This window comes from Mycobacterium sp., from assembly GCF_032159565.1.
Taxonomy (GTDB): Bacteria; Actinomycetota; Actinomycetes; order Mycobacteriales; family Mycobacteriaceae; genus Mycobacterium.
In genome coordinates this window covers 68,551-78,820 of the sequence record NZ_JAVHWR010000152.1, presented here as the reverse complement: position 1 = coordinate 78,820, position 10,270 = coordinate 68,551, and the positions used below count along the sequence as shown (strand labels likewise).

Sequence of the window (10,270 nt, the reverse complement as noted above, 5' to 3'; positions counted from 1 at the left end):
GGTGCGGCAAGACGACGACGCTGAACATCATCGGAGGATTCACCGCGCCGTCCTCGGGTGTGGTGCGCATTGCCGGAAACGACATGACCAAACGGCCGCCCAACAGGCGCCCGGTCAACACCGTCTTTCAGTCCTACGCGTTGTTCCCGCACCTCAACGTCATCGAGAACGTCTCGTTCGGTTTGAGGATGGCTCGCGTGCATAAGCGCGAACAGCGGACTCGCGCACACGAAGCCCTCAGCCTGGTCGGCCTTGGGACGTTCGCCGAACGTCCGGTCAGCCAGCTCTCGGGAGGGCAGGCGCAACGCGTCGCGATCGCTCGAGCGCTCGTCAACAAGCCCAGTGTGCTGCTGCTCGACGAACCTCTCGGTGCGCTTGACTTGAAGCTGCGTAAGCGGCTGCAGACCGAGCTTTCGTTGATCCAGCGTCATGTCGGTACGACGTTCGTTTTCGTCACCCACGACCAGGAAGAGGCGATGGCCCTCGCGGACCGCATCGTCATCTTGAACGAAGGACGTATCGAGCAGATCGGAACGCCGGAGGAGATCTACCGACGGCCGGCCAGCCTGTTCGCAGCCGACTTCATCGGGGAATCGAATATTTTTCACGGCAACAAGAAGGGGGACACCTTCGTACTGAAAAACGGTGCGAGGGTTCCGATCTCGGGACACGCGCCGGATGCCTGCAGCTCGCTGGTGGTCCGGCCGGAAGCCCTGCGGATCGGCAAGGACGGTTTCATCGGCGCACAAGTGCTCTCGCGTGGTTATCTCGGGTCGATTACTCGCATGGTGCTTCAGCTGGAGAATTCCGAATTGCAGGTCGTGTCGTCGTTGAACGACGGCGACATTGAGAATCTCGCTGAAATCGGCCTCGAATCGGGTGACTTCGTGAAGCTGTCCTGGTCGACGGAAGCAGCCCATCCGCTGGTAGCCCACTGAGAGTCAGGAAGTCGCATGTCCCGAATCACAGAAGTAAAACTGAGCCGCCGCTCGTTCGTCGGCGGAGCGTTGATGCTCGGCGCGGCAAGCCCGATGCTGTTGTCGGCATGCTCGTCGGCGAGTGACTCGTCAGGCGGCGGATCCGGCGGCGGTGGAAACGTCAATTGGCTGACGTGGTCGGACCATTACTCGCAGGACCAGCTCGCCAAGGTCGCCGATACGACCAAGATCACCGGACGGCCGAAGCTGTTCTCCGACAACGCTGATGCCTTGCTTCAGGTGAAGCAGACCGGGTCGCAGTTCGACATGGTCTCGGCCGACGCGCTGTGGGTGAAGAAGTACATGGAGGAAGGCTTGATCGAGCCGTTCGACCTGGCGTCGATCTCGTCGAGTTCTCAGCTGTACCCGATGGCCACCAAGTTCGAGTTCCTCAACGATCCCAAGGGCGCGTTGGGATATCCGTTCTCGTGGTCGACGGTGCAGATCTACTTCAACCCCGACAAGGTCAAGACTCCGCCGACGTCGTGGGAGTCGCTGACCGACCCGATGTACAAGGGCATGATCGTCGCGGAGAACATTCCGACCGACCTGATGGCGATCGCAGGGATCGCCACCGGTGCCAAAGGGTCACCCTATGCACAGACGCCCGACCAGATCTCGTCGTCGTCCAACTTCCTGAACGCCCTGAAGCCGAACGTGGTGAAGCTCGCCTCGCAGAACAACGAGATCGTCACCATGATGGCCAGCGGGGAAGCCGCGATCGGCATCTCGAACCTCGGCACCGATGTGCGTGTCAAGGATGCAGGCGGCCCGGAACTCAAGTCCGCGTACCCACCCGAGGGCACGATCGGCTTCATCGACTCGGAGATGATCGTCGCCAAGGGCGCGAACAAGGCTCGGGTCAAGCCGTTCATGGATGCGATGCAGCAATCGGAGTGGATTGTCGCGAACTTCACCACGAACTGGCGTCCACTGTTCAACCAGAAGGCCGCCGAGGCCCTGACGGCCGATCCGAAGACGGCCGACAACGCCAAACGGCTTTTCATGACCAATCCGGAGAAGGCGTTGCAGATGACCCTCAAGGGGCCGGCCCAGGATCAGCAGGCCTACACCGAGGCGTTCAACAAGGTCTTCGGGGCGTGAGATGACCGTAGCCTCCTATGCCCGCGATGCGGGCGGGGGGTCGGATGACGCGGAACCACGACGCGCTGACGCCAAGAAGGAACGCCGAGATTGGCGTCAGTTCGTCGGGTTCGTACCGGCCGCAATCCTTTTCGGGGTGTTCTTCATCGCTCCGTTGTGCCTGATCGTCGTCTACTCGTTCTGGCTCACCAAGAACTACGAGTTGGTGCCCGACTTCACCTCGGCCAACTACAAGACGATCCTGGGTACGGGCACGTACGTGCGGACATTCGGCAAGACCGTGCTGATGGCCGCCCTGGCGACGCTCACTGCGCTGGCACTGGCCTTTCCGTTCTGCTATTGGCTGGTGCGCTATGTCCCGAAGAAGCTGCAGCGGGTCGGGCTGCTGCTGGTGATCCTGCCGTTCTGGACCAGTTATCTGCTGCGGGTGTACGCGTGGGTGGCGATCCTCGGCGACAACGGCGCGATCAATTCGATGCTCAAAGCGCTCGGTCTGACCGACGGCCCGATCCGGCTGTTCCTGTACGACAACCCCGGCGTGTTCATCGTCTTGGTCTATCTGTACTTCCCGTTCGCGGCGCTCACGCTGTATGCATCTCTGGAGAGATTCGACTGGCGGCTTCTGCATGCAGCGGTTGACCTCGGCGCCACACCGATGCGCGCCATCGCCAACACTCTCCTTCCGCAAATGCGGCTTGCGTTGGTGACGGCCGGAATCTTCGTATTCATCCCGATTCTCGGCGAGTACCTCGCACCGTCGGCGATCGGCGGTACGCACGGCGTGATGATGGGCAACCTGGTGGCCAACTTCTTCTCCGGCTACCTGCTCCCGCTCGGGGCAGCGGCCAGCGTGTTGATCGCGCTGGTGATCACCATCGTGTTGATCGTCTTCCGGCGCAGTCTGGATACCAAGGAAATCTATGTCTGACGATCTTGCGGCGGTGAATCCGCGGGCCCGGCTGTTCAGGATCATCCTGTCGTTCTACGGCGTCGGCATCTACATCTTCCTGTTTGCCCCGATCGCCGTGATGATCCTGCTGTCCTTCAACACGTCCAGGGTTGTCGGCTTTCCGATGGCGGGGTTCACCACCGACTGGTATTCGCGGCTTACGCACGACACCGTGATTCTCAATGCGCTCGAGAAGTCGTTGATCGTGGCGTTCTGGGTCACCGTGCTCTCTACCGTCATCGGCACCATGGCAGCCTTCCCGCTGGTGCGCGCCAACATCAAGAACCGTGGCGGGGTACGGGTCTTCATCACCCTGCCGATCATGATGCCCGGTTTGCTCATCGGCGTCGCCATCCTGGTGCTGGTGACCAATGTGCTGCACATCCAGCCATCGCTTTACACCGCCATCATCGGACAGACGGTCCTTGCCACACCGTTCGTCGTCCTGGTGGTGTCATCACGGTTGGAGGCGTTGGACCGCAACCTCGAGCGCGCCGCCGCCGATCTCGGCGCCAACGCACCGCAGCGAATCCTCTTCGTAGTGCTGCCGCTCATCTATCCCGGGATCATCGCGGGAGCGCTGATAGCACTCACGCTCTCGTTGGATGAGTTCATCGTCACCAACTTCATCATCGGTGCGGACCAGACACTGCCGATTTACATCTACAACCAACTCAAGTTCGGTATCACGCCGGAGGTCAACGCGTTGGCGACGCTGATGCTGGTCGGCACGTTGGCCGTCGCAGGCATGACCTTCGGGGCGCTGCGGCTGGTGAAGGTACTCGCATCGGTCACCAAGACCACCAAACGATCGGAAGAACCCGCTAGTGCATGAGCGTGACGTTTCTGTAGTGCTCGAGGCTTTTCTCGACTCTTCGCTCGACGAAGTGCTGACCTGGTTGAGCACCGAGGTGCCCGAAGTCACCGCCGTCGAGGTCGGCGCAGGAGGCTACGCGCCGCACCCCCATCTGGACCCCGATGCGCTGCTGGGCGACGCGTCGGCAAGACAGGCGTGGCTGGACAAGCTCGGCGCCAATGGAATCCGGCTCGACGCATTGAACGTGTGGGGCAACCCGTTACACCCCGACAAGTCGATCGCCGATAATCACGACGCCGCGTTGCGCCGCGCTGTTCGGTTGGCCGGTGAACTCGGCACCGACACGATCGTGGCGATGTCGGGTGCCGCCGCCGGCGCCATGGGTGACCATGCCGCGGTGTTCGGCGCCGGAGGCTGGCTGCCGTATCTGGAGGGAGTGCACGACCGCCAATGGGAGGAGTCGGTCGTGCCGTACTGGTCGCAACTCTCCGAGTTCGCGGCCAAGGAGAACCCCGACGTCAAGATCTGTATCGAGCTGCACCCTGGGACGACCGTCTACAACGTCGAGACCTTCGAGAAGTTCATCACCCTGGGCGAGAACCTTTTCGCCAACCTCGACCCCAGCCACTTCTTCTGGATGCAGATGGACGCCGACCGGGTGGTTGAGCGAATCATGCCGCGAATCGGTCACGTACACGCCAAGGACGTGACGTTCAACGACGATGCGCTGGCCCTTAACGGCCTCCTCGACCACAGATGGCCGTCAAGCCCGGAGAAGATGCCGTGGAACTTCTCGGTTCCCGGTCACGGCAAGGATGCCCAGTGGTGGCATCAGTTCATCGCCCGCTTCGACGGCTCGGCGGTCCGCGCGTTCTCCATCGAACACGAGGACCCGTTTGTGGACTCGAAGACCGGGGTCAAGGAGAGCGCCGTTCTTCTCAAGTCGGCGCTGGCCGAATCCCACTGAGCGAATGACGCACACGAAATACAGGAGGCATAGCCAATGACCGAGCGACTCAAAGTCGGTGTCGTCGGTGCCGGAGTGATCGCGCAGGTCATGCACCTGAACTACTTGCGCGAACTGTCCGGCCGCTTCGAAGTCGTCGCACTGTGCGACATTTCGGATGTAAACGTCAACAACAACGCCGACCGATACGACGTCGGCAAGCGGTATACCGACTGGCAGGACATGCTCGACGATGCTGACATCGATGCCGTCTTGATCCTGACTTCAGGTAGCCACGCGCCGATCGCGATCGCGGCGGCGAATGCGGGTAAGCACGTCCTGGTCGAAAAGCCGATGTGTTTCTCGGTCGCCGAAGGTCTGGAAATGAAGTCCGCCGCCGACGCGGCGGGTGTGACGCTGATGGTGGCTTATCCCAAGCGTTACGACCCGGCATTCGAGCGTTTCCGCGACATTGCCGTGAATGTCGCCGAGCCGCGGCTCATGCGGGTCACCACATTCGAGTCGCCCTTTCTCCCGTACATCGGCCATTACGCGCTGGCGCCCGTGGCCCCGATCCCCAACGATGCGATAGAGACCCTCACGGCGGCAACACAGGCCAGCATCACCCGGGCCATCGGCGAGGCGAATCCGTTCCTTCGCGAGGAGTATCACCTGGTACTGCTGGACACACTCGTCCACGAGCTGAATACAGTGCGCGGCGTGCTCGGTGAGCCGACCAGCCTGGAATACGTCGATATGCAACCCGGCCAGTTGACCGTCATCCTCAAGTTCGGCGACCTGTCGGTACCGATCAATTGGATGGATCTTCCCGGAATCACCCGCTACGGAATGGAATTCGCACTCTACGGCCCGCAGCAGCGGGTCACTTTGAGCTTCCCGTCGCCGTTCCTGCGCAGCGCGCCGGCGACCGTAGAGATCATCGAGGGCGAACCGGGCACCACCAAATCGCGCAGCATCAGCGAAATCACCTCGTATGACAGCGCGTTCAAGCTCGAACTGGAAGCCTTCCATCGCTGTGTCACGACAGGGGAGGCGCCGGCAACGGGTGCAGAAGACGCAATTCACGACCTCGCACTGTGCGAGGCCATTATCCGGTTCGTTCAAGACCCGCGGCCGATCTCCGATCCGAGCGCGATCCGCGCCGTGGCATCCGCCAACTAGAGAGAATGCGAAACATGAGCAACGACAGCGAAATCATCGTCGCGAACGCGCCGGTCAGCTACGGCGCCTTCGAGGTGACGATCGGATTCGATCCGAACGTTCCTGACGGAGACGACATCCTGGACCAGGTCAGTGCTGCCGGCTATGCAGGCATCGATCTCGGCCCGGTCGGCTATCTGGGCAGCACCGAGAACCTCGGCGCGAAGCTCGCCAAGCGGAGCTTGGGTCTAGCGGGTGCATATCTCGAGCTGCCCTACGCCGACCCGGAGATGCTGGAGAAGACCCTCCCCGAACTCGACGCGATGCTCGACATCTTCGACGCCATCAGGCCGCTCGGACTGGGCCCGGACCCACGTCCGACGTTGGCGGACCTCGGAGTCGGCGACGGCGCGGATTTCCGTCGCAACAACCCGGGTTCGGGTGCACGCAATCCGGCCAGCGGATACACCGAGGAACAGTGGGCCGAGTTTGCCAGGGGAATGGCCATCGTGGTCGACCGGTGCCGGTCGCGCGGGTACCAACCGGTGTTCCACAACGAGACGGGCACATTCGTCGAAGCGCCGGAGGAGGTGAGTCGAATGCTGGCGGTTTCGGAGATCGGCCTGTGCATGGACGCGGGCCATTTCCTGGTCGGCGGCGGCGATCCGGTTGAGTACGTGAAGAAGTGGTCCAACCGCATCGACCATGTCCATATCAAGACCGCGGACCTGCCACGTTTCCAGCAGATCGTCGATAAGGGACTTCCCACCAACGCGATCTGGGAGCACGAGGTCTTCCCGAAGCTGGGCGAGGGCGCGCTGGATGTCGACGCGTTCTTGGCCGCTCTGCGTGAGATCGATTACGCGGGTTGGCTCGTCGTCGAGCAGGACATCTTCCCAACCACAGCGGAGCGGTTCGCGCAGGCGGCCGCCGATCAGCGGGCCAACCGTGAATTCCTCCTGGAGCGGGGCCTGTGAGCAATCCTTTTCGGTTCGGCCTGATCGGTGGCGGCCGGATGGGCCGCACCCATCTGCGGGGCCTGGAAGGGTCGACCGACGTCGAGGTGGTGGCCGTTACAGAGCCGGCAGAGACCGCGGCAGCCGCGCTGCGCGAACGGGGGCTGTCGGTGTTTTCCACCGCAGACGAAATGTTCGCCGGCTCGGAGCTCGACGGCGTGTTGATCGCCGTGCCGACACCGCAACACATCGACACCACTCGCCGGGCGCTGGAAGCGGGCCTGCCGGTGTTGTGCGAGAAGCCATTCGGTCTGGTGCCCGACGACGCGAGGGCGGCGGGCGTTCTCGCGCGCGATAAGGGCCTCGCCTTGCAGATCGCCTACTGGCGTCGATTCGTCCCTCGGTTGTCGACGCTGCGCGGCGATCTGGCCGACGGCAAATATGGCACCGTGCACTTTCTGGTGTGCGCACAGTGGGACGAGGCCCCGCCGCCGCTGTCTTTTCGCAACGACAGCGGCGGAATCTACATCGATATGGGTGTGCATGAGATCGACCAGACGCTCTGGTTGCTCGGTCAGGACTTCGATGAGGTCACCGCGCACGCTTACCCGACGACCGAAGATCCTGGTGCTCAGAACGACGTGGACAGCACGCAAGCGCTGGTGATGCTGTCCGGCGGCGCATCGGCGGTGATATCGCTGGGGCGGTTCTACAAGGGCGGCGATGTCGTCTCCGTTGCGCTTTTCGGCTCAAAGGATCACACCCGATTCGACGTGGTGTCGCCGGAGACCGGCGAGGGACCGCAGCTGCATGCTCTGAAGCTGCAGGCCGAGGCGTTCGCCCGGCATGCGCGTGGAGCGGCACAGGAGGGCACGACGGCGCAGGAGGCCGCTCGAGTTCTCGAACTCGCCCACGGCCTGACGGAAGCCGCGGGCGTCGCGGTGCTCGGGGCCGCGACCATCTAGGGCACGACACCTCACAGTCAAGGCCGAATTGAGTCGTTGACGGTGCCGTAACAAGTTCGCCATTCAATGTTCCTATCGTTGGCCGGTCAAGGGTCCGTGCAGCCGAAGCGGGCGACGAGCGATAAGGAACCAATCCGTGAGTGGAAACGCCGTGCGTCTGCAGGCAATCAACGATGTCCAGGCGTACGTACCTCCTCCAAAGAGCTTCGACCCCGGTGAGGAACCCGGAGAAATCTTCGGGTCGAACGTCTTCACCATGTCCGAGATGCGGCTGCGGATGCCGAAGGCGATGTACAAGTCCGTCGTCGCGACCATCGAGAAAGGCGCCAAGCTCGACCCGTCGGTCGCAGACTCCGTCGCCTCGGCGATGAAGGACTGGGCCCTGTCCAAGGGCGCCACCCACTACGCCCACGTCTTCTACCCGATGACGGGGCTGACCGCCGAGAAGCACGACAGCTTCCTCGAGCCGGTCGGTGACGGGCAGACACTGGCCGAGTTCGCGGGTAAGACCCTGGTCCAGGGCGAGCCCGACGCGTCCAGCTTCCCGTCCGGCGGCCTGCGTAGCACCTTCGAGGCACGCGGCTACACCGGCTGGGACGTCACCAGTCCGGCTTACATCCTGGAGAACCCGAACGGCAACACGCTGTGCATCCCGACGGTGTTCGTCTCGATGACCGGTGAGGCACTGGACTACAAGACGCCGCTGCTGCGCAGCCAGCAGGCGATGGGTGCCGAGGCCGAGCGCATCCTGAAGCTGTTCGGGCACAAGGACTTCGACCACATCGTGTCATTCTGCGGCCCCGAGCAGGAGTACTTCCTGGTCGACAGGCACTTCTTCCTGGCGCGTCCCGACCTGATCAACGCGGGCCGCACCCTGTTCGGCTCCAAGCCGCCCAAGGGCCAGGAGTTCGACGACCACTACTTCGGCGCCATCCCCGACCGGGTGCTGGGCTTCATGATGGACACCGAGCGTGAGCTGTTCAAGCTCGGCATCCCGGCCAAGACCCGTCACAACGAGGTCGCGCCGGGCCAATTCGAGATCGCCCCGATGTTCGAGCGGGCCAACATCGCCGCCGACCATCAGCAGCTTCTGATGACGACGTTCAAGACCATCGCCAAGAAGCACGGCATGGAGTGCCTGTTCCACGAGAAGCCGTTCGCCGGCGTCAACGGATCGGGCAAGCACGTCAACTTCTCGTTGGGCAACGCGCAGTTCGGCAGCCTGCTGGTGCCGGGTGACACCCCGCACGAGAACGCTCAATTTCTGGTGTTCTGCGCCGCGGTGATCCGTGCAGTGCACAAGTTTTCGGGGCTGCTGCGGGTCTCGGTGGCCTCGGCCACCAACGATCACCGCCTCGGCGCCAACGAGGCCCCACCCGCCATCATCTCGATCTTCCTCGGCGATCAGCTGGCCGATGTCTTCGAGCAGATCGCCAAGGGTGCGGCCACGTCGTCAAAGGGCAAGGGCACGATGATCATCGGCGTCGACACGCTTCCCGAGCTGCCGACCGATCCGGGTGACCGCAACCGCACCAGCCCCTTCGCATTTACCGGCAACCGCTTCGAGTTCCGTGCGCCTGGCTCCGGTCAGACGATCAACGTGCCGATGATCATCCTCAACACGATCATGGCGGACTCGCTGGACTACATGGCGACGGTGCTGGAGAAGGCCGTCGGCGAGGGCGAGGACTTCGACAAGGCCGTGCAGCAGCTGCTGACGGAGATCATCACCGAGCATGGCGCGGTGGTGTTCAACGGCGACGGCTACTCGGAGAACTGGCAGATCGAGGCCGCCGAACGCGGACTGCCGAACCTCAAGACCACCATCGACGCGATCCCTCAGCTGGTCACACCGGACGCGGTCGAGGTGTTCGAGAAGTACGGCGTCTTCAACGAACGTGAACTGCGCAGTCGCGAAGAGGTCCGGTACGAGACGTACGCCCTGACCGTCACCGTCGAGGCGAAGCTCACCCTGGAACTCGGGTCCACGGTGATCTTGCCCGCGGCGATGCGGTACCAGACCGAGCTGGCGCAGAACGTCGCCACGCTCAAGGCGGCGGGAGTGGAGGCCGACACCGCGTTGTTGGCGGCTGTGTCGAAACCGATCTCGGAGCTGAGCACCGCGCTGACGGCGCTTAAGACGGCGATGGAAGCGCACGGGGGCGATTCGGCCATCCTTGAGGCCAAACATGCGCAGAGCCTGCTGCCGTTGATGGACACGGTACGTATTGCCGCAGACACGCTGGAAGGTGTTGTCGCTGACGACCTTTGGCCGCTGCCGACATACCAGGAGATGCTCTATATTCTCTGACGAACTTACTGACGACGTCGTCGAGTGTGGGGGTAAACGCCTGCGCAATCGCAGGTGCTATTAACCCGCAGCCCCCACACTCGG

9 protein-coding genes are annotated in these 10,270 nt (G+C 62.8%); all 9 read left to right on the top strand.

The features are described 5' to 3' along the window. Nucleotides 1-938: ABC transporter ATP-binding protein (locus QOC76_RS20755; RefSeq protein ID WP_526359872.1), on the top strand; the 938-nt coding region annotated here is incomplete at its 5' end. Between the two features lie 15 nt (nt 939-953). Further along, entirely contained in the window at nt 954-2,081 is a 1,128-nt protein-coding gene (locus tag QOC76_RS20750) for an ABC transporter substrate-binding protein (protein ID WP_526359870.1), read from the top strand. Between the two features lies 1 nt (nt 2,082). Beyond that, complete coding sequence (locus QOC76_RS20745) at nt 2,083-3,009, top strand: ABC transporter permease (protein ID WP_526359868.1); 927 nt, start codon at nt 2,083-2,085, stop codon at nt 3,007-3,009. Then, nucleotides 3,002-3,865, top strand: coding sequence for an ABC transporter permease (locus QOC76_RS20740; RefSeq protein WP_526359866.1), 864 nt, complete (start codon nt 3,002-3,004; stop codon nt 3,863-3,865). The genes QOC76_RS20745 and QOC76_RS20740 overlap by 8 nt, the downstream gene beginning before the upstream one ends. Continuing rightward, the gene (locus QOC76_RS20735) at nt 3,858-4,814 is read left to right on the top strand and encodes a sugar phosphate isomerase/epimerase family protein (protein ID WP_526359863.1); all 957 of its coding nucleotides are present in this window, start codon (nt 3,858-3,860) and stop codon (nt 4,812-4,814) included. Before QOC76_RS20740 ends, QOC76_RS20735 begins: the two co-directional genes overlap by 8 nt. A 36-nt stretch (nt 4,815-4,850) precedes the next feature. After that, the gene (locus QOC76_RS20730) at nt 4,851-5,975 is read left to right on the top strand and encodes a Gfo/Idh/MocA family protein (protein WP_526359861.1); all 1,125 of its coding nucleotides are present in this window, start codon (nt 4,851-4,853) and stop codon (nt 5,973-5,975) included. 14 nt (nt 5,976-5,989) lie between these two features. Next, nucleotides 5,990-6,931, top strand: a complete 942-nt coding sequence (locus tag QOC76_RS20725) for a sugar phosphate isomerase/epimerase family protein (RefSeq protein ID WP_526359859.1) — start codon at nt 5,990-5,992, stop codon at nt 6,929-6,931. Next, nucleotides 6,928-7,875 carry a Gfo/Idh/MocA family protein gene (locus QOC76_RS20720; RefSeq protein WP_526359857.1) on the top strand — a complete coding sequence of 316 codons (948 nt, stop codon included), beginning with the start codon at nt 6,928-6,930 and terminating at the stop codon, nt 7,873-7,875. The genes QOC76_RS20725 and QOC76_RS20720 overlap by 4 nt, the downstream gene beginning before the upstream one ends. A gap of 136 nt (nt 7,876-8,011) precedes the next feature. Next, entirely contained in the window at nt 8,012-10,186 is a 2,175-nt protein-coding gene (locus QOC76_RS20715) for a glutamine synthetase III family protein (protein ID WP_526359855.1), read from the top strand. Nucleotides 10,187-10,270 lie beyond the last annotated feature (84 nt).